This window comes from Planomicrobium sp. CPCC 101079, from assembly GCF_007859275.1.
Taxonomy (GTDB): Bacteria; Bacillota; Bacilli; order Bacillales_A; family Planococcaceae; genus Planococcus.
In genome coordinates this window covers 288,006-307,168 of the sequence record NZ_VOHC01000011.1, presented here as the reverse complement: position 1 = coordinate 307,168, position 19,163 = coordinate 288,006, and the positions used below count along the sequence as shown (strand labels likewise).

At 48.6% G+C, this 19,163-nt stretch carries 16 protein-coding genes and 1 pseudogene; 3 read left to right on the top strand and 14 right to left on the bottom strand.

Annotated elements, in window-relative coordinates; translation table 11 throughout:
• Positions 1 to 25 precede the first annotated feature (25 nt).
• Together proC and namA are read left to right on the top strand one after the other, a co-directional pair.
• Positions 26 to 829 carry a pyrroline-5-carboxylate reductase gene (gene proC, locus FQV28_RS05990; RefSeq protein WP_146494657.1) on the top strand — a complete coding sequence of 268 codons (804 nt, stop codon included), beginning with the start codon at positions 26 to 28 and terminating at the stop codon, positions 827 to 829.
• Between the two features lie 45 nt (positions 830 to 874).
• Entirely contained in the window at positions 875 to 1,891 is a 1,017-nt protein-coding gene (gene namA / locus FQV28_RS05985; protein WP_146494656.1) for an NADPH dehydrogenase NamA, read from the top strand.
• Between the two features lie 402 nt (positions 1,892 to 2,293).
• On the opposite strand, the gene rnz is transcribed toward namA, so the two are convergent.
• From rnz to mce, 6 genes and pseudogenes are all read right to left on the bottom strand, one after another.
• Positions 2,294 to 3,238: a ribonuclease Z gene (gene rnz, locus FQV28_RS05980; protein WP_146494655.1), complete on the bottom strand. Its 945-nt coding sequence runs from the start codon at positions 3,236 to 3,238 to the stop codon at positions 2,294 to 2,296.
• Positions 3,239 to 3,245: 7 nt separating this feature from the next.
• Positions 3,246 to 4,496, bottom strand: a complete 1,251-nt coding sequence (locus FQV28_RS05975) for a DNA polymerase IV (protein ID WP_146494654.1) — start codon at positions 4,494 to 4,496, stop codon at positions 3,246 to 3,248.
• A 176-nt stretch (positions 4,497 to 4,672) separates the two neighbouring features.
• A pseudogene (locus FQV28_RS05970) lies at positions 4,673 to 5,071 on the bottom strand (CAP domain-containing protein); the annotation flags it as partial.
• A 309-nt stretch (positions 5,072 to 5,380) separates the two neighbouring features.
• The gene (locus tag FQV28_RS05965; protein ID WP_146494652.1) at positions 5,381 to 6,499 is read right to left on the bottom strand and encodes a M20/M25/M40 family metallo-hydrolase; all 1,119 of its coding nucleotides are present in this window, start codon (positions 6,497 to 6,499) and stop codon (positions 5,381 to 5,383) included.
• Between the two features lie 15 nt (positions 6,500 to 6,514).
• Entirely contained in the window at positions 6,515 to 8,056 is a 1,542-nt protein-coding gene (locus tag FQV28_RS05960) for an acyl-CoA carboxylase subunit beta (RefSeq protein ID WP_146494651.1), read from the bottom strand.
• A 16-nt stretch (positions 8,057 to 8,072) separates the two neighbouring features.
• Entirely contained in the window at positions 8,073 to 8,471 is a 399-nt protein-coding gene (mce, locus tag FQV28_RS05955) for a methylmalonyl-CoA epimerase (protein ID WP_146494650.1), read from the bottom strand.
• A gap of 123 nt (positions 8,472 to 8,594) precedes the next feature.
• Between mce and prli42 the strand changes: the two genes are divergently transcribed.
• Positions 8,595 to 8,735 carry a stressosome-associated protein Prli42 gene (gene prli42, locus FQV28_RS19135; protein WP_255472818.1) on the top strand — a complete coding sequence of 47 codons (141 nt, stop codon included), beginning with the start codon at positions 8,595 to 8,597 and terminating at the stop codon, positions 8,733 to 8,735.
• 27 nt (positions 8,736 to 8,762) lie between these two features.
• Here prli42 and FQV28_RS05950 read toward each other — a convergent pair whose 3' ends face one another.
• The 8 genes from FQV28_RS05950 to FQV28_RS05915 form a co-directional block, all read right to left on the bottom strand.
• Complete coding sequence (locus tag FQV28_RS05950) at positions 8,763 to 9,746, bottom strand: aromatic acid exporter family protein (RefSeq protein WP_146494649.1); 984 nt, start codon at positions 9,744 to 9,746, stop codon at positions 8,763 to 8,765.
• 55 nt (positions 9,747 to 9,801) lie between these two features.
• Complete coding sequence (locus FQV28_RS05945; protein WP_146494648.1) at positions 9,802 to 10,242, bottom strand: BrxA/BrxB family bacilliredoxin; 441 nt, start codon at positions 10,240 to 10,242, stop codon at positions 9,802 to 9,804.
• Between the two features lie 65 nt (positions 10,243 to 10,307).
• Positions 10,308 to 11,375 (bottom strand): methylmalonyl Co-A mutase-associated GTPase MeaB, encoded by a 1,068-nt coding sequence (meaB, locus tag FQV28_RS05940; protein WP_146494647.1) that lies wholly within the window; start codon positions 11,373 to 11,375, stop codon positions 10,308 to 10,310.
• Entirely contained in the window at positions 11,375 to 13,522 is a 2,148-nt protein-coding gene (gene scpA, locus FQV28_RS05935; protein ID WP_146494646.1) for a methylmalonyl-CoA mutase, read from the bottom strand. The genes meaB and scpA overlap by 1 nt, the downstream gene beginning before the upstream one ends.
• A 1-nt stretch (position 13,523) precedes the next feature.
• Complete coding sequence (locus FQV28_RS05930; RefSeq protein WP_146494645.1) at positions 13,524 to 15,218, bottom strand: methylmalonyl-CoA mutase family protein; 1,695 nt, start codon at positions 15,216 to 15,218, stop codon at positions 13,524 to 13,526.
• A gap of 107 nt (positions 15,219 to 15,325) precedes the next feature.
• Positions 15,326 to 16,669 (bottom strand): dihydrolipoamide acetyltransferase family protein, encoded by a 1,344-nt coding sequence (locus tag FQV28_RS05925; RefSeq protein ID WP_146494644.1) that lies wholly within the window; start codon positions 16,667 to 16,669, stop codon positions 15,326 to 15,328.
• A 504-nt stretch (positions 16,670 to 17,173) separates the two neighbouring features.
• Positions 17,174 to 18,157: an alpha-ketoacid dehydrogenase subunit beta gene (locus FQV28_RS05920; RefSeq protein ID WP_146494643.1), complete on the bottom strand. Its 984-nt coding sequence runs from the start codon at positions 18,155 to 18,157 to the stop codon at positions 17,174 to 17,176.
• A complete protein-coding gene (locus tag FQV28_RS05915; protein WP_146494642.1) occupies positions 18,157 to 19,161 on the bottom strand; it encodes a thiamine pyrophosphate-dependent dehydrogenase E1 component subunit alpha in 1,005 nt (334 codons plus the stop codon). The genes FQV28_RS05920 and FQV28_RS05915 overlap by 1 nt, the downstream gene beginning before the upstream one ends.
• Positions 19,162 to 19,163: the final 2 nt, after the last annotated feature.

The window sequence follows — 19,163 nt, the reverse complement described above, 5'->3', positions numbered from 1 at the left end:
TATCTATAAAAAGGATGTGTTGAACATGAAAATTGTATGTGTCGGTGCCGGTTCTATGGCTGAGTCGATGATCCACGGCTGGATCAATAAGCGCATTTTACAGCCGGAAGATATTTCGGTTATGAACAAATCGGATCTTGCGCGACTCGAATTTTTGCGGGATGAATACGGCGTCAATATAGTAGAAGAAGAAAGATTGGAACTCCGGGAAGCCGATTTTGTGCTGCTTGCTATGAAACCGAAAGATGTGGCTGCAGCTGTCGGAGCGATCAAAGAAAAACTGACGGCTGCCACCGTCGTTCTATCGGTTGTCGCAGGTGTTTCCATAGAAACAATTCAGAAGCACGCCGGAATTTTGGCTGTTGCACGCGCGATGCCGAATACGTCCGCCAGAATCGGCAAATCTGCGACGGGTTTAGCCTGGAGCCGGCAAGTGACCGTCGACAAGCAACATCAATTGCGCACACTGCTGTCCTCAATCGGAGGCGTGACCGTCGTTAAAGAAGAACAATTGCATGCGGTAACGGCAGTTGCAGGAAGCGGCCCTGCCTATGTCTATTATATGGCAGAAGCGATGACGGAAGCCGCTGTCGCCCAAGGGCTGTCACTAGCCGATGCAACCAAACTCGTGCGCCAGACTTTTGACGGGGCAGCGGACATGCTGCAGCAAGAGGATTTTGGTGAATTGAGAAAAAAAGTGACAAGTCCGAATGGTACGACTGCAGCCGGAATTGCTGCGCTAGACAGCCTCCAGTTCAAGAAGACGGTCAGTGCCTGTGTCGAAGCAGCCGCTGGCCGGTCCCAAGAGCTTGGACGAGAATTCGACTGATTTCTTCTGTTATACTAGAATTCGAGAGTTCAAGGAGGGAAACCAATGGTAAAATTATTCGAGCCAATGACCATCAAAGATGTAACATTTAAAAACCGCATCGTTATGGCACCGATGTGCATGTACCAAAGCGATAAAGAAGACGGCAAAGTGACGGATTGGCACCGGGTGCATTATCCGACGCGAGCAGTTGGCCAAATTGGCTTGATCATCGTTGAAGCGACAGCTGTCCAGGCTCAAGGGCGCATCTCAGCCCGCGACCTTGGCATTTGGGAAGACAGCCATATCGATGGCCTTGCAGAAATTGTCCGGCTAATGAAAGCCAATGGTTCCAAAACCGGCATTCAATTGGCCCATGCAGGACGCAAGGCAGATATTGAAGGAACCATTTATGCACCAAGCGCACTCGCGTTCAGCAAACACTATCAAACGCCGGCTGCGATGACTATTGAAGACATTCGTGAAACAGTGCAGGCGTTCAAGGACGGCGCGATCCGCTCCAAAAAAGCCGGCTTTGATGTGATTGAATTACATGCGGCCCATGGCTATTTGATCAATCAATTCCTTTCGCCGTTAACCAATAAACGCGAAGATGAATATGGTGGTTCTGCTGAAAACCGTTATCGCATTTTACGCGAAACCATCGATGCCGTTAAAGAAGTATGGGATGGTCCTTTATTTGTCCGGGTTTCCGCACATGACTATGCAGAAGGCGGCATGACGCCCGAGCGTTATGTGGAAATGGCACAGTGGATGAAAGAACAAGGCGTCGACTTGATCGATGTAAGCTCTGGCGCAGTTGTGCCTGCACGAATCCATGCTTTTCCAGGATACCAAGTACCGTTTGCCGAAACATTGAAAAAAGAAACCCCGATTGCGACAGGTGCGGTAGGCTTAATCACCAACCCGCAGCATGCCGAGGAAATACTGCAAAACGGGCGTGCAGACATGATTTTCCTGGCCCGTGAACTGCTTCGTGACCCTTACTGGGCTTACCGGGCAGCAAAAGAATTGGGAGCCGAATCGGACGTCCCTGTGCCATATGAACGAGGCTGGGTATAAAGCAGTTGCAAAATGAACGAGATTTAGTATACTAAAAGTAACGCAAAAATGCCGGATGCGCGAACATCCGGCGAGCTGTATCCCGCCTCGAGAGCGGTTGGCTTAGAAAATAGGTTTCAGAAATAACCGTCTTTCCTTGCCCGGGGGACGGTTATTTTTTTTTGTCCGCAAGCATTATCATCGAAACGATCAAGGCCAGTCCGCTAAAGGTGAGGCCAATGCTCATGAACACAAGCTCGAATGTTTCCGATATAGACATACTACCACCCCCTTTCCCGGGGAATGGCCGAACCGCCCTCCTACAGCTGTACCTTTATTTTATCATAAGTCGAACGTATGTTCTATTATTTCCATTGTTTTTTTTCTTTTCACCAGAAAAAGCCATCCAGTCGGATGGCTTTCCTATATTTTCCTCATTTTCTGGCTGTGCTGGTTCCACGCAAATTCCGAAAAATCCTGGGCGATTGCAGTATTGGAATGGATGCTCCGCGCTTGCTGAAGCAGCCTTTTTTCGTCTTCAGGCAAAAACCGCGCAGAAATATGGTTGGCGACCAATAATTTTGCGCTTGCTAATCGGGCTGTTTCAGCCGCTTCTAAAATAGTGGAATGCCCATATTCTCCCGCAAGTTTTTTTGTTTCCGCGTCAAATGTCGCTTCATGGACCATCACATCGGCACCATGGCTCAACTCAGCAGCCGCTTGGCAAAAACGGGTATCTCCGAGGATGGAGACAATAAACCCGCGGTTGCCAGGCTCTGTCACTTCATCACTTTTTACGGTAGTGCCATCTTCAAGCACTACATCTTCCCCATTTTTCAATTTCGCAAGCAAAGGGCCTTTGGGGACACCGAGCGCAGTCGCTTTGCCTATTTGAAGTTTAGGGGGCAGCGGTTTTTGCGTAATCCGATAGCCATACGACGGAATAACATGATCTAAGAGCGCCGTTTCGACCAACATTGCGTCATCTTCGAAAATGACGCCTTCCAGTTGTTCGTGAAAGCGTATCGGATATGATAGATGTGTCCGGCTTAGACGCAGCATGGTTTCTACAAATTCACGGATGCCTTCCGGGCCATACAAGTCCAGAGGCTCGTCTCCGCCTTGGAATGATCTTGAACCAAGCAATCCCGGCAGCCCGAAAATGTGGTCGCCATGCAAATGGGTGATAAACACCTTCTCAATTTTTCTAGGTTTTATCGACGTGCGAAGAATTTGATGCTGGGTAGCTTCCCCGCAATCAAACAGCCAGACACTGCCCCGTTCTTCCAATAACTTCAGGGCAATCGCCGAAGTATTGCGCTGTTTGGACGGCATGCCCGCACCGGTTCCCAAAAATAATAATTGCATAATCCCCCTACTTTCTCTCATGATCATGGTCATCCAAAAAATCCTTGCTGAAACTCGTCTCCGAGCCTGTCGCTGGACGCCTTAATTTCGCTTCTTTTGCGCCCTTTACAAGTACCCGTTTGCCAAAACGGCTTTCGAGCTTTGACATCAGATCGAGAATCGGCTCTTCTTTGGCATGTTCCTGAAAATTAAAAATCGATAATTGCTCCGTCAGTTCACCCTTGTCGGCTACGTTGGAAACCGTCACGCCAACAAGCCGCAGTGCTTCTCCGTTCCAATGCTTCAAAAACAGCTGCCAGGCTGTCCCGTAGATATCTTCCGCTTTCCATACCGTATTTTTCAATGTAATGCTGCGTGTCCGGTTTTGCCAATCAGAGCTTCGCGTCTGAATTGTCACAGTTGGTCCCGCCAATTCTTTAGCTTCCAGGCGGTTTGCGACTTTTTCGCAAAGGCCGCGGATGACAATTCGCAAATTCTCTTCCTCTGTTTCATCAACTGGCAGCGTAGTCGAAGTACCGACGCTTTTGGTGTCATAAATAGAGTCCGGATCGACGGGCCGGTCATCGATGCCGTTTGCCCGCGTCTGCAGCCGTATACCGTTCTTACCCATTTTCTCCTTGATTAACCCGGGATTTGCCAACGCCAGATCACCGATGGTCATGATTTTCAACCCGTTCAGTTTTGCCGCTGTGCTTTCGCCCACACCATGCATATCGATGACTGGCAGCGGCCATAGTTTTTCACCGATGTCTCGCTTTCTTAAAATGGTGATGCCTTGGGGTTTTTTCATATCCGATGCTGTCTTGGCCAGAAATTTGTTTGGTGCAATGCCGATGGAACATGGAAGGTCCAGTTCCGATAAAATGCGTGTTTGTATTTCCTGAGCAATTTCCAGTGCGTGGCGTTCAGCCGCAAGGTCTGTCACGTCAAGATAGCCTTCATCGATTGATACCGGCTCAACCTTGCTGGTGTAGGACCGCAATATATCAAACATCGCCTTTGAAGCAATTCGGTAGCGGTCAAAGTTCGGAGGCAATAAAATCAAGCCCGGAAATTTGCGTTTCGCTTCATGCACTTGCATTGTCGTGTAGATGCCGTGAGCACGTGCTTCGTACGAACATGTTACGATAATGCCCCGTCGTTCTTGCGGGTTTCCCGCTATGGCAATCGCCTTCCCTTTCAATTCCGGATTGTATGATTGTTCGACAGACGCGTAAAAACTATTCATATCAATATGAAAAATCACTCGGCTTGCCATAGAAATCGCTCCAACATTGTTTTCTTCCAGTTTACCATAAGAAAAGCGCAGGATAAAAAAGAGAGAACATTCTCGATGTTCACTTGAAGTTGCCTTTTCCCCAAACTTATACTTTATGCAAAATAAAAAGCTGCCGAGTAATCTCGACAGCTTAAAGGAACCGATGCTCCCTTGCTTTACTTTTGGATAAATTGCTGCGTCCAGTAATTGCCGGACGCCGTATAGCCGACCCCAATATGTGTGTACTTTTTGTTGAGGATGTTTGCACGGTGCCCTTGGCTGTTCATCCAGCCTTTCATGACTTCTTTCGGTGTTTTGTAACCGCGGGCGATGTTTTCTCCTGCGGATCTATATTTAATCCCAAATTTTTTCATCATATCAAAGGGGCTGCCGTAAGTACCGGTATGGCTCATTTGTTTTCGTTTTTTCATATCGTCTGATTTCAACCGAGATACTTTTGAAAGATTAGTGTCTACCGCAAGTGCTTTAAGTCCAGCTTTTGTTCTTTCCTTATTGACCAAAGTTACGATTTCCTTTTCATAAGCTGATAATGCATAAGCGGCAGCGGCTGCTTTTGCAGAATCTTTTGCTGCGACAGTTGAAACCGAAGTTTCCGTATGTACATCATTTACAGTTAAGCCAGTTGCTCCTACAGAAGCTGAAGCTGGGAAAATCAATGCTACAGATAAAGCTGAGGCAATAATCTTTTTGTTCATATCCACAATTCCACCCATCATTTTTTTAATATAATTTGCTACTTAATTAATATAACACGAGTAAAGTAATGATACAATGTCAAATATTTGGTAATAAAGATGAAAAAAGAGAGTCCGCCGGAGCAGACTCTCTTTTTTAAGTTTTTACATTCCATGCATCCGCCAGCTTTATTGAAGGGTTGTTTCTTTGACGATTTCCACCAGTAATTCCGTGAGCTTTTCAAGCTCTTCGATTGGCATGCGTTCGTTTTTTGTGTGAATTTCTTCATAACCGACACAGAGATTGACTGTCGGGATGCCAAAACCGTTGAATATATTGGCGTCACTGCCTCCACCGCTTGTCAAGACCGGAGAAGGCCGCCCAATATTCGAGGCCGCTTTTTGTGCGATTTTCACCACGCGTTCCGTCTCTTCAAAATGGAAGCCTGGATACATCAATTTCACAGCGGTTTTAGCCCTGCCGCCCAGGCTCTCAGCAACACTCTCGAAAACGGATTCCATATGCGTTGTCTGGTCTGCCAATTTATCTTCCCGGATTGAACGAGCTTCTGCTAATATCGATACTTCATCGCAGACAATATTGGTCGCGCGCCCGCCTTCAAAACGACCAATATTGGCGGTCGTTTCAGCATCGATGCGCCCGAGCGACATTTTTGCAATCGCTTTTGCAGCAATTGTAATGGCCGAAACGCCTTTTTCCGGCGCAACTCCAGCATGGGCGGTTTTTCCGTAGATTGTCGTCCATAACTTTGCCTGGAATGGCGCAGAAGTGACAATCCCGCCCACTTTACCGTCGCTGTCAACCGCATAGCCATATTTGGCGAACAGCAGGGAAGGATCGAACTCTTTCGCACCCGCCAAACCGCTTTCTTCGCCTGCAGTGATGACGAATTGGATATCGCCGTGCTCGATCCCTTGTTCCTGGATGGTGCGGATCATTTCGAACAGCGCGGCGATGCCCGCCTTGTCATCCGCTCCCAGAATTGTCGTGCCGTCTGAATATACATAGCCATCGCGCACTTCAGGTTTGACGCCGACGCCTGGGACGACTGTATCCATATGGACAGTAAAGTAAATCGCGGGAACCTCAGTTGCAGCCCCTCTTAATGTCGCAATAATATTGTTGGCGCCATGGCCGTTTCGCAAAGAAGAATCATCTTCCGCCACATAGAATCCAATCGATTCCAATTTGTTTTTTAAAACTGAGGCGATGTCTCCTTCGTTTTTCGTTTCGGAATCGATTTGCACCAATTCCAGAAACTCGTTCAATAAGCGCTCATTGTTCATGTTCTGCACCTCTTCTTATAATGGCATATTGCCATGCTTTTTCGCTGGTCGCGCATCTTTTTTGGTGCGCATCATTTCCAGCGCTTGGATCAGCTTGATGCGCGTTTCGCGCGGATCGATCACATCGTCCACCATGCCGCGTGCTGCAGCGACATACGGATTGGCGAATTTCTCACGGTATTCCTCAATTTTAGCAGCGCGCGTTTCTTCAGGGTTGTCGCTCGCCGCTATTTCACGGGCAAAGATGATATTGGCGGCCCCTTGCGGCCCCATGACCGCAATTTCCGCGTTCGGCCACGAATATACAAGATCTGCGCCGATGGATTTTGAATTTAACGCTACATAGGCGCCGCCGTAAGCTTTGCGCAAAATGACCGTCATTTTCGGCACGGTCGCCTCGGAATAGGCATATAAAATCTTCGCCCCGTGGCGGATGATGCCGCCGTGTTCCTGCTTGATGCCCGGGAAAAAGCCGGTGACGTCTTCGAATGTGATGATCGGGATGTTGAACGAATCGCAGAACCGGATAAAACGGGCAGCTTTATCGGAGGAGTCGATATCGAGTCCGCCTGCCATCACTTTCGGCTGATTGCATACGAGCCCCACCGTCTCCCCTTTTATGCGTGAAAGCCCGATGACGATATTTTTTGCGAATTCCGGCTGCACTTCCATAAAGCTGCCTTTATCCACCACTTGCTCGACCACTTTGCGGACGTCATATGGGCGGATCGCTTCATACGGCACCACATCAGCCAGTTCTGGACGGTAGTCATCTTCATCAGCCGCAGCTTCACGTGGTGGCATTTCCTGGTTGTTTTGCGGCAAATAGCCGACCAATCGGCGCACCATTTCCAGCACTTCTTGTTCAGTAGCCCCCCGGAAATGGGCATTTCCGCTGATAGCGGTATGTACTCTCGATCCCCCTAGGTCTTCTGAGGATATTTGTTCTCCTGTCACCGTCTCAATCACTTTCGGTCCGGTGATGAACATTTGGCTCGTTTTATCGACCATGAATACAAAATCAGTGATGGCCGGCGAATAAACCGCTCCCCCCGCTGATGGTCCGAGAATCACTGAAATTTGCGGTATGACTCCTGAATAGATGGAGTTCCGGTAAAAAATATGGCCATAGCCATCAAGAGACAAGACCCCTTCTTGAATGCGGGCGCCGCCTGAGTCGTTTAAGCCGATAAACGGAGCCCCGTTTTTCGCAGCCATATCCATGACGTTGACGATTTTTTGCGCATGCATTTCACCAAGCGCGCCGCCAAAAACTGTGAAGTCCTGGGAAAACAAGTAGATTGGCCGGCCATTCACTTTGCCGTATCCCGTGACCACTCCTTCGCCAGGCCCATTCGCCATGCCGAAATCAGTCGTGCGGTGCTCGACAAAAGGATTTAATTCAACAAATGAGCCTTCGTCCACAAGCAGTTCAATCCGCTCGCGTGCCGTCAACTTGCCTTTTTCATGCTGTTTGTCGATCCGCTCCTCGCCGCCGCCGAGTTCAATTTCGCGCTTGCGGTCGTACAATTCATTGATTCTTTCATAAATGTCCATTTCCCCACTCCCTCTGCTACTGCTTTTCACACAATTCGTATAGTACACCGTTGGAGGATTTCGGATGCATAAAAGCGACCAATGCACCGCCTGCTCCCTGTTTTGGCTGTTCGTTCAACAACCGGACACCTTTCTCCCTGAGCTCAGCCATTCGCGTTTCAATGTTTTCTACCCCAAATGCGATATGGTGGATGCCTTCACCCCTTTTTTCCAAAAATGCAAAGATAACGCTTTCTTCGCTCATTGCTTCAAGAAGTTCGAGTTTGATATTTCCTGCATCGATAAATGCGACCCGGACATTTTCCGACGCAACTTCTTCGATTTTCAAGAGCGGGCAGCCCAGTGTTTCCGTATAATAAGGAAGAACAGCGTTCAAATCCCGGACTGCAATTCCAATGTGGTCGACCCTCTTCATCGTTGTTCACATCCTTTTTCAGCTTCTCCTTTATTGTACCCATTCGCAAATGAAATCTCTAGTTCTACTCGAATATTTGGAAAACGCCGTTCGTTGTTCTTCAGTTCGGAAGGGAATTATGATATGATTTCAACAAGAACACTTGATAACGAAGGAGTTACACAACCGATGAGAAATAATTTTTTCCGCAAATTTGTCGTCTACGCTATGATCGTGTTGATGCTATTATCTAGCTTGATGATGGGAATCAGCTTTATCATCTAACTCTATAAACAAAAAAAGGCGGCCGAGTTACACTTCGGCCGTCTTTTTGTTGTGAAATCCTTTATACGATTGTTTGATCTGCAAGTAAGTTTCCATTTCTTGAATCACTTGATAAAGGGAAGCCATTGCTAAGAACGTTTCATGGTTTTGAGGCAGCGGCAAGTTGGCAAAGTCCGCCTTGAGCGCTTCCAATTTGTTGATATAGTGTTGGGCGGTGTTACCTGAATGCACGTGCTCCCCTAGATCTTCGAGAAAATCTGCAACGAGGCCCGAGTGCCCGACCATCACCGGAAGAGCGGTGATTTTCGGCAAAATGCGTTCGATGATGTCAAATTGCTGTTCGCGCATATCAAAATACCGGTAGTACTTGTTTTCAAGGCGCGTAACATGGTTTTCAACATCTTGATAGGCCAATGCTTTTGCTTTCCTCAGAATTTCGGCCGCTTCCACTAATTCTTTACCGCTCCAATCGGTATCGCCTTGCCTCAGGTAAACTACAATTTCCTTAAAAATCCCAGAATACAGATCTTCTATGTCTGAGCGGTAAGAATCCAACTTCCGCTCGATGCTAGGCATATACATATTTACTAGAAGCGCTGTACCAAAACCGATCGCCATGAGCATCAACTCATTGACGAATAGGCCTCCGGTCAGATTTTTGGAATCGTAAATATGCATTAGAATGACTGAGCTTGAAACAAAACCCTCCGTAAAGCCGAGCGATACCAATAGCGGAATGAAGAGTAAAATCAAAACGCCTAAAACAAGCGGATGATAGGCAAGGCCTTCAAAAAAGACTAAAGCGTAAGCAATGGCAATCAAACTGGCGATAAAACGAGAAAACGCCGCTTTAATGGATTTTTTCTTGGTTGGCTGTATACATAAGATAGCCAAAATGCCAGCTGACACATAGTAATCGAGCTCAAAAAGCTGCGCCAGCGAAATAGCGATGGCTGCGCCGGCCGCCGTTTTCAGCGTTCGGTAGCCAATGGAAAAACGCTTTAACTTCATGCTTGCCTCCAATTTCCGACATGAAAAAAATGCCCCTCTGAAGGGGCATTTGGATTTAGATTTCTTTGCAATGCTCTTCAAACAACGCTTGGATATGCGTGATTACAGACATTGGGTCATGTCCTTCAATTTCATGGCGGCCGATTTCGCCAACCAATTCACCATCTTTTAAAAGAGCGAATGATGGTGATGACGGAAGGTGGTCATCCCCGAAAATTGCACGTGCCTGGGCAGTTGCTTCTTTGTCTTGTCCTGCAAACACTGTATACAAATTGTCAGGGCGCTTATCATAATGAATCGCATGAAGAGCTGCTGGACGCGCAATACCGCCTGCGCAACCACAAACTGAATTGACCATCACAAGGCTAGTCCCCGGTTTTGAAAACGCTTCAGTAACTTCTTCAGCTGTTTCAAGCTGTGTATATCCGCCGTCGGCCAATTCTTGGCGGGCAGTAGTGACGATATCATTCATCAAAAAATTAAAATCCATTGCCATTAAGCTCACTCCTCATATAGTACTCTATTAATAATAGCATCCCTTGAAAAGACATGCAAAAAAGCTTACTCGAATAAGAAGGAAATAGCCTGAGATACAGTCAATTCCCCATCAAGCACTTGCTTTTCCAATTTTTTCACCATGTCGCGTTTGGCGGGATCTTCAAAAAAACGGCTATGCAGTTCATCCGCAATCATCGAACGGAACCAATCTTTTGTCTGGGCTTGCCGCCGCTTTTCCCAATGGCCGCTTTCCTGAACCACTTCTTGAAACTGCAGGACAATCTGCCAGGCTTCATCAATCCCTGTTTTTTCAAGCGATGAAGCGGCAACGGCCTCGGTCCTCCAGCCGGCAGTTGCCGGCTGCAAAAAATGAAGCATCCCTTTATATTCCGCCACCGTTTTTTGGGCGAGCTTTGCATTTGCCCCGTCCGCTTTATGGACAATAAGAGCATCTGCCAGCTCCAAGATGCCTTTTTTCATTCCTTGCAGCTCATCGCCGGCTCCAGTCAGCACCAGCAGCAAAAAGATGTCCACCATGCCGCGCACAAGCGTTTCGCTTTGCCCGACTCCCACCGTTTCCACGAGTATAACATCATATCCGGCCGCTTCACAAAGCAGCATCGTTTCCCGCGTCTTTTTATGGACGCCGCCAAGCGTACCGGCTGTTGGTGACGGCCGGATAAACGCTTGTGGATTCCGTGCCAATTGCTCCATGCGGGTTTTGTCCCCGAGGATACTGCCGCCGGTCAAAGACGAACTCGGGTCGATGGCAAGAACGGCAACGCGGTGGCCAAGTCCGGTCAACAATTCCCCGAACGTTTCAATAAATGTACTTTTTCCTGCACCAGGAACGCCCGTGATGCCGAGGCGGACGCTATTGCCCGTAAATGGCAGCAGCCGGTTTAAAAGTTCCTGCCCTTGCTTCTTATGGAACGGATTTGAACTTTCAAGCAGCGTGATCGCTTTTCCCAGAAAAAGCCGGGAACCGTTTCGCACTCCTTCGGCAATTTCCGCGAGGTCAATTGTTTGTTCACCAGGTTTCCTGAATTTTTTCCGAGGCGGTGCGGTCATTCCGTCATGTGCCGACGGAACACCTTTTAACACATGCCTCGTCGTCTTTTCCTGATCCATCAGTCCGCCACTTCCTCATAGCCGAGGCGTATATAAATTTCCTCAATCACTTTCTGGGCCGCCACTGGAATTACGGTGCCAGGGCCAAAAATCGCACTGGCGCCGTTTTCGCGGAGGAATTCGTAATCCTGTGCCGGTATCACGCCCCCTACAACGATCAAAATATCTTCCCGGCCGATTTTTTTCAATTCGGCGGCTAAATCCGGAACCAAGGTCATATGCCCGGCAGCAAGTGAGCTGACGCCGATGACATGGACATCGTTTTCTGCCGCTTGTTGCGCCGTCTCTGCAGGCGTCTGGAACAGCGGCCCGATATCAACATCAAACCCAAGATCGGCAAAGGCGGTCGCAATGACTTTCGCTCCTCTGTCATGGCCGTCCTGACCCATTTTAGCAATCAAAATACGGGGGCGTCGGCCTTCGTTTTCCATAAAATCTTCGGTCATTTCTTTGACGATTTCAATTTCTTCCTGATTGGAAAAATTGGAACTGTATATACCGCTCACAGAACGGATTACCGCCTTATGCCGTCCGGACGCCACCTCAATGGCATCCGATATTTCACCGAGGCTTGCCCGGTGGCGTGCTGCTTCCACCGCACAAGCCAATATATTTTCTTCTCCCGAAGTTGCCGCTGCCGTCAACCGTGCAAGCGCTTTTTCGACTTGTTCATTGTCCCGTTCTGCCTTCATGCGTTCCAGCCGTTCGATTTGTTTTTTACGGACAAGCGTATTGTCGATATTTAAAATATCAATCGGGTCTTCCTGCTCCAGCCGGTAACGATTGACGCCGATAATCACTTCTTCGTTGGAATCGATCTGCGCTTGCTTTTTCGCTGCTGCTTCCTCGATGCGCATTTTTGGCAAGCCCGTCTCAATCGCTTTCGCCATGCCGCCGAGATTTTCAACTTCCTCGATCAAATCCCACGCTTTTTCCGTCAATTCATTGGTCAGCGCTTCGACATGATATGAGCCACCCCAAGGATCGATTACTTTCGTCATCATCGTCTCTTCCTGTAAAAACAATTGTGTGTTACGGGCAATCCGCGCGGAAAAATCTGTCGGAAGCGCAATTGCTTCATCCAGTGCGTTCGTATGGAGCGATTGCGTATGGCCCATCGCGGCCGCGTTCGCTTCAATCAGTGTCCGTGTCACGTTGTTGAACGGATCTTGTTCGGTCAAACTCCAGCCTGAGGTTTGGGAATGTGTACGCAAAGCAAGGGATTTATCGTTTTTCGGATCAAACGATTTCATCATTTTCGCCCAGATTTCCCGGGCCGCCCGCATTTTCGCGATTTCCATGAAATAGTTCATGCCGATGCCCCAGAAAAACGACAGCCTCGGCGCGAACGAATCGATGCCAATTCCAGCAGCAAGCCCGGTACGCACATACTCCAAGCCGTCGGCAAGTGTATAAGCCAATTCTATGTCGGCTGTCGCGCCGGCTTCTTGGATATGGTAGCCGGAAATGGAAATCGAATTGAACTTCGGCATTTTTTCCGAAGTGAATTGGAAGATATCCGCTATGATTTTCATCGACATGGCCGGCGGGTAGATATACGTGTTGCGCACCATGTATTCTTTCAAAATATCGTTCTGGATCGTGCCTGCAAGCTGTTCAGGCGTTACGCCTTGTTCTTCCGCAGCAACGATGAAAAATGCCATAACCGGCACAACCGCGCCGTTCATTGTCATTGATACCGACATTTGGTCAAGCGGGATGCCATCAAACAGAATTTTCATGTCTTCGACGCTATCAATGGCCACCCCCGCTTTTCCGACATCCCCTACAACCCGTGGGTGATCGGAATCATAGCCACGATGCGTGGCAAGGTCGAACGCGACCGATAAGCCTTTTTGGCCCATCGCAAGGTTCCGGCGATAAAATGCGTTGCTTTCTTCTGCGGTTGAAAAACCTGCATATTGCCGTACCGTCCATGGCCTGGAAACATACATCGTCGGGTAGGGTCCCCGGACATTCGGCGCGAAGCCCGGCATGCTTTCTTCATGAAACGCGATATCTTTTTCTGAGTAAACCGGTTTTATCGGGATGCCTTCATTGGTCATGAACACTTCTTCGTTTTTCAAACCGCTTTCCTGCACGGCTATTTTCTGGATATTCACTTTGGAAAAATCGGGTTTGGTCATATCAAAAAGCCTTCTTTCCTAAGCTTAAAATTTGTTCGAGTTTATCTGTAATCGGTTTGCCGCTATGAATTGAATCCTGTATTCCAAAACGGTTCCACTCAAACAGCTGTTCAGCCGGATATTTTCCTGCAACATCAATCGCCGCCTCCGAGGACAGTCCCGGAATCAAATCTGCGAGCTTTTCCTTTGTCCCGCACAGCACTGCATAGTCAATATCATGTTCAGCCATAAAACTGTTGATATCAGCTGATGAGGCAAGTTCCGGGCTTATAAGCGGTTCTATGCCGCCAACCGCTAAGAATCCGGCGACAAAATCCGATTGGCGCTTCACGTCTTTTAACGGCCCCGCATGCAAAACCGCTGTTTTCAAGAGCCTTTCTTTGGCTTGTGCTCTCAGCTTTTCAAAAGGGGTAGCCAAACGCTTCGCTGTTGCATATTCCAAATGGCTGTATTCGATTTCCGCATCTTTGACCGGTTCTTTTGGATTGGCGTAAATGTTCGTGCCGATGAGCGAAGCTTTCCGAGTAGCAATATCGGTTTCGCGCTCCAGCCATTTCGCTTGGATATCGTCCGTCAGCCAGCCTGATTTCATCGCTTCCGAGTAGCCGCCCGCCTCCTCGATTTCCAAAAAGTATTTCCACGCCGCGTCTACGTATTCTTTTGTCAGCGTTTCGATAAAATAAGAGCCTGCTGCAGCGTCCAAGGTATGCGAGACATGCGCCTCTTCTTTAATGACCAATTGGACATTTCGGGCGATGCGCCGGCTGACCGGATCGGAATTTGTCAAAAAATTGTGTGGCAGGACCGTATGGGCATCCGTGCCGCCAAGCACCGCAGAAAAGGTCGCATTGCCGGCCCGCAGCAAATTGACGTACGGATCCAGCTTCGAATAAGAACGCACCGATGTTTCGGTAAAAATTGGAACTGCAGGTGCCACTTGCCCGTAGGCGCTTGAAAAAGCCGTCCATAAGACACGGAAAGCGCGGAGCTTTGCAATTTCCTGAAAAAAATGGGTATCGACTGCAAAACGGACCCAGAGGCGCTCCGCTTTCTCAGCAAAATCGACTTCCTTCATAGTTTCCGCCAGCATGCTAAGCGCGACTCCCAGCTCATGAATGATCGTGCCACCAGAATTATGCACTGGCAGCAGATCAATCCGTTCCGTCCTGATATTCACTGGCGCATTTACCGGTTCTTCCGAAAAAATGACACCTTGCACTTTTTCCGAATGGCCACTTTCAATCCAATCAAAAACGCGTAAAATTCCACGGTCTTCTTTCTCCAGTTTAAAGTAAATCGGATGATTGCTTATCAAGTCTGCCAGTTCTTTCAGTTCGTGGTCCTGCCATTCTAGTTTTTTGGAACTCGTGTAAACGATCATTTCATTGCCACGCGCAACCGCTTCTTTTGCTTCCACCAGAAAATCAGCAGCAGAATCAGCTTCAACCTCCTGGGCTACCAGCCAGCCCGGCTTTTGCTTGCCATTGCGTATGGCTTGTACCTGCACCGGCAAGAAAGCGCCTAAACTTTCCAGCATTTCTTTTGTATAAAGCGGCTCTAGCAAGACGCCCTCAGTTGTGAGCGTTTTCATTTCATCTTCAAAAGGTTTGCCTTTTAGGGCTTGCTCGGCCGCTTGCCGCCATTGCATATATGTAGGTTTCGAAAATTTCGTCTTTTTCATCGATTCGATCGTCACGTTATTCCCTCCCCGAGGCTATCTCTTTCCATTTTACCTGAGTATTCTTTTACATTAAAGGAATAAAAGCTTGAAGTCCTAGGACCCCAAGCTTTTCACCATCTCGCTCAATAAACGGAAGTGTTTTCTTTGGACATGTTCTCCAAAATCTCTTTCACACGAGCCAGGAATTGCCCACAAACCAAGCCATCCAGCACACGATGATCAAGCGACAAACACAAGTTAACCATATCGCGCGCAGCAATCATGCCATTATTCATGATAACCGGGCGTTTGACGATGGATTCCACTTGGACAATCGCAGCCTGTGGATGATTGATGATGCCCATTGACTGGACAGATCCGAATGATCCGGTGTTGTTGACGGTAAACGTGCCGCCTTGCATATCGGCTGAACCCAGTTTGCCGTTGCGGGCTTTCAATGCTAAATCGTTAATATCGCGGCCGATGCCTTTGATGGATTTTTCGTCGGAATTCCGGATAACCGGTACGAATAAAGCATTATCAGAAGCAACAGCGATTGAAATGTTGATGTCTTTTTTCTGGATGATCTTATCTCCAGCCCACATCGAATTCATCATCGGGAATTCTTTCAACGCTTGGGAGATCGCTTTCACGAAGAACGCGAAATACGTAATGTTGAACCCTTCTTTTTTCTTGAATTCGCCTTTGATGGAATCGCGGTAAGCCACAAGATCCGTCACGTCCACTTCGATCATCATCCATGCGTGCGGCGCTTCGTGCTTGCTCTTCAGCATGTTCGCTGCAATTGCACGGCGGACGCCAGTAACCGGAATTCCGATATCTCCCGGAGCACTTTCAATCGGCGCTGATTTTGGAGCAGGCGCAGCAGTTTGAGGTGCTTCGGCTTTAGGCGCTGCCGGTTGTTCAGCAACCGGCGCGGCTTGCTGAGCCGGAGCGTCGCCCGCTTTCGGGATATTGCCGCTTTCGATAATCGCCATCAAATCTTTACGTGTGATGCGGCCTTCGTTTCCGGAACCCGTAACTTGCGTTAAATCGATGTCGTTTTCTTGCGCCAAACGCAAAACGGCCGGTGAGTAACGGCCTTTTGCCCCCGCTGTCTTAGCAGGCTGCGAAGATCCTTTTTCACCCGTCATGCCTTTTGTCAATGCTGTATCGGCAGCCGGCATCAGGTTTTCTTTTCCAGCTTCAGCTGGTTTATTGTTTTCAGCAGGAGCAGAATCGCCGCCTTCGGTTTCAATCGTACAGACGATTTCCCCGACAGCCAACGTTTCGCCTTCAGAAGCGATCAGTTCCTTGATGGTTCCAGTGAATGAAGAAGGGACTTCCGCCGTTACCTTATCGGTGTTGACTTCCGCCAATGGATCGTACTTGTTGACGTGGTCACCTGGCTGGACAAGCCATTTTTCAATGGTCCCTTCTGTCACACTTTCACCAAGCTGAGGCATTTTTATGTTTTCTATAGCCAAAGGGATTCCTCCTTTATAAATCTAAGTGCGAAGAGATCGCTCCAGGCGGACGCTTTCCGCGGGGTGCGGCCTAAGCCTCCTCAGTCGCTTGCGCTCCTTCCGGGGTCTCAGGACTCACGCTATTCCCGCTGGAGTCGCCGCCTTCCGCTCTTTCTTCTTAAAGTAAATGATAGCTAATAAAGTCATTATGCGGAAAATCAATTAATTAAGAAGATACCCTTAGAGAATATCAACATTCTAAATCTCTATTGCAAAATCGTTGCTTTCATATAACTTCTATTTGTATAGAGTCTCTAATGCAGAACCTTTATCAGCGCCGGCGCGAGCATGAGGTGAGCGAAGTAAGAAGACAGGCGGTCTTTGCCTGGCTTCTTACAGGAGCCAAGGAGCGCCACGAATTTAAGGCGCCTCCTTTGCGACGAGCTTGCGCAGGAGCAGCGTCTTTGCTCTCCTCCGAGCGGCCGAAGCTGCATTTAATAGGGCAATAAATTTATGCGAATATTTTTAGAACTCCGCCAATTCCCGCATCGCTTTTTCTACTTTATCCGGGTTGATCATGAAGTATTTTTCCATCGTTGGTGCATAAGCCATTGCCGGAACATCCGGGCCTGCCAGGCGTTTGATCGGAGCGTCAAGATCGAACAAGCAGTTTTCAGCGATGATCGCTGCCACTTCCCCGATGATGCTTCCTTCTTTGTTGTCTTCTGTTACAAGCAATACTTTGCCGGTTTTCTTCGCCGCTTCGATGATGCCTTCTTTGTCTAGTGGATAGATCGTGCGAAGGTCAAGGACGTGTGCAGAAATTCCGTCTTCTGCCAGGCGTTCTGCCGCTTGAAGCGCAAAATGCACCGCTAAGCCGTAAGTGATGACCGTGATATCGTCGCCTTCCCGTTTCACGTCAGCTTTGCCGATTTCGATTGTGTAATCTTCTTCCGGCACTTCGCCTTTGATCAGACGGTATGCGCGCTTGTGTTCAAAAAACATGACCGGGTCTTCATCGCGGATCGCTGCTTTTAACAAGCCCTTTGCATCGTACGGCGTTGACGGGATAACGATTTTAAGTCCCGGCTGGTTCGCAAACACCGCTTCAACTGACTGGGAATGGTAAAGCGCGCCGTGGACGCCGCCGCCGAATGGCGCGCGGAAAACGATCGGGCAGGACCAGTCGTTGTTTGAGCGGTACCGGATGCGTGATGCTTCCGAAATAATCTGGTTGACTGCAGGCATGATGAAATCCGCAAACTGGAATTCAGCGATCGGCCGCATGCCATACATGGCTGCACCGATGGCCACGCCTGCAATCGCCGATTCAGCAAGCGGTGCATCTACTACACGGTCTTCGCCGAATTGGTCGTAAAGGCCTTGGGTCGCTTTGAACACGCCGCCTTTTTTCCCGACATCTTCGCCGACGACAAAAACGTTTTCATCGCGTTCCATCTCTTCTTTCATGGCAAGCGTGATGGCGTCAATATAATTCATAACTGCCATTATTCGTTACCCCCTTGTTCTGCGTAAACGTATTTCAAGGCATGTTCCGGTTCCGCATATGGAGCATTCTCCGCGTAATCAGTCGCTTCGTTGACGATAGCCATAATTCGCTTGTTGATATCAGCTTCAAGCTGGTCGTCCATAACATTATGTTCTTTTAAATAAGCACCAAATAAAAGAATCGGATCTTTTTCTTTTTGGGCAGCCAATTCGTCGGCTGAACGGTACTGGCGATGGTCATCGTCTGATGAATGGGCCGTCATCCGTTCCGAAACCGTTTCGATCAAGCTCGGGCCTTCACCACGGCGAGCGCGGTCAGCAGCTTCTTTCACATGTCTATAGACTTCAATCGGATCGTTCCCGTCAATTGTTACACCTGGCATACCATAGCTTGCTGCCCGGTCGGATACGTTCTTGCTCGCCACTTGGCGGTCAAATGGCACCGAGATGGCGTATTTATTGTTTTCAACCATGGTGATGATCGGCAATTTATGGACGCCTGCAAAGTTTAAGCCTTCGTGGAAGTCCCCTTGGTTGGAAGAACCTTCCCCAAGTGTAGTGAAGGTGATGAAATCCTGTTTTTTCATTTTGCCGGCCAGGGCTACACCCACAGCATGAGGCAATTGCGTCGTGACCGGCGATGATCCGGTCAAGATGCGGTTTTTCTTCTGGCCGAAATGCCCTGGCATTTGGCGCCCTCCCGAGTTCGGATCTTCTGCTTTTGCAAAAGCGGACAACATCAGGTCTTTAGGCGTCATGCCGAAATGCAAAACAACGCCAAGGTCGCGGTAATATGGCGCAATATAGTCTTTTTGGTTGTCCAATGCAAAAGCTGCACCGACTTGGGCCGCTTCTTGCCCTTGGCAAGAAATGACGAACGGAATCTTGCCTGCCCGGTTTAATAGCCACATGCGCTCGTCAACACGGCGCGCTGTCAGCATGGTTTCATACATTTTCAGCAAATCGTCGTTGGATAAGCCTACTTCTTCGTGTCTTGAAGCCATTA

Bases quoted from the DNA above. Each gene is read 5' to 3' on its own strand.
- proC (WP_146494657.1), top strand. From the start codon at position 26: ATGAAAATTGTATGTGTCGGTGCCGGTTCTATGGCTGAGTCGATGATC.
- namA (WP_146494656.1), top strand. From the start codon at position 875: ATGGTAAAATTATTCGAGCCAATGACCATCAAAGATGTAACATTTAAA.
- rnz (WP_146494655.1), bottom strand. From the start codon at position 3,238: ATGCAATTATTATTTTTGGGAACCGGTGCGGGCATGCCGTCCAAACAG.
- FQV28_RS05975 (WP_146494654.1), bottom strand. From the start codon at position 4,496: ATGGCAAGCCGAGTGATTTTTCATATTGATATGAATAGTTTTTACGCG.
- FQV28_RS05965 (WP_146494652.1), bottom strand. From the start codon at position 6,499: ATGAACAATGAGCGCTTATTGAACGAGTTTCTGGAATTGGTGCAAATC.
- FQV28_RS05960 (WP_146494651.1), bottom strand. From the start codon at position 8,056: ATGGACATTTATGAAAGAATCAATGAATTGTACGACCGCAAGCGCGAA.
- mce (WP_146494650.1), bottom strand. From the start codon at position 8,471: ATGAAGAGGGTCGACCACATTGGAATTGCAGTCCGGGATTTGAACGCT.
- prli42 (WP_255472818.1), top strand. From the start codon at position 8,595: ATGATTTCAACAAGAACACTTGATAACGAAGGAGTTACACAACCGATG.
- FQV28_RS05950 (WP_146494649.1), bottom strand. From the start codon at position 9,746: ATGAAGTTAAAGCGTTTTTCCATTGGCTACCGAACGCTGAAAACGGCG.
- FQV28_RS05945 (WP_146494648.1), bottom strand. From the start codon at position 10,242: ATGGCAATGGATTTTAATTTTTTGATGAATGATATCGTCACTACTGCC.
- meaB (WP_146494647.1), bottom strand. From the start codon at position 11,375: ATGGATCAGGAAAAGACGACGAGGCATGTGTTAAAAGGTGTTCCGTCG.
- scpA (WP_146494646.1), bottom strand. From the start codon at position 13,522: ATGACCAAACCCGATTTTTCCAAAGTGAATATCCAGAAAATAGCCGTG.
- FQV28_RS05920 (WP_146494643.1), bottom strand. From the start codon at position 18,157: ATGGCAGTTATGAATTATATTGACGCCATCACGCTTGCCATGAAAGAA.
- FQV28_RS05915 (WP_146494642.1), bottom strand. From the start codon at position 19,161: ATGGCTTCAAGACACGAAGAAGTAGGCTTATCCAACGACGATTTGCTG.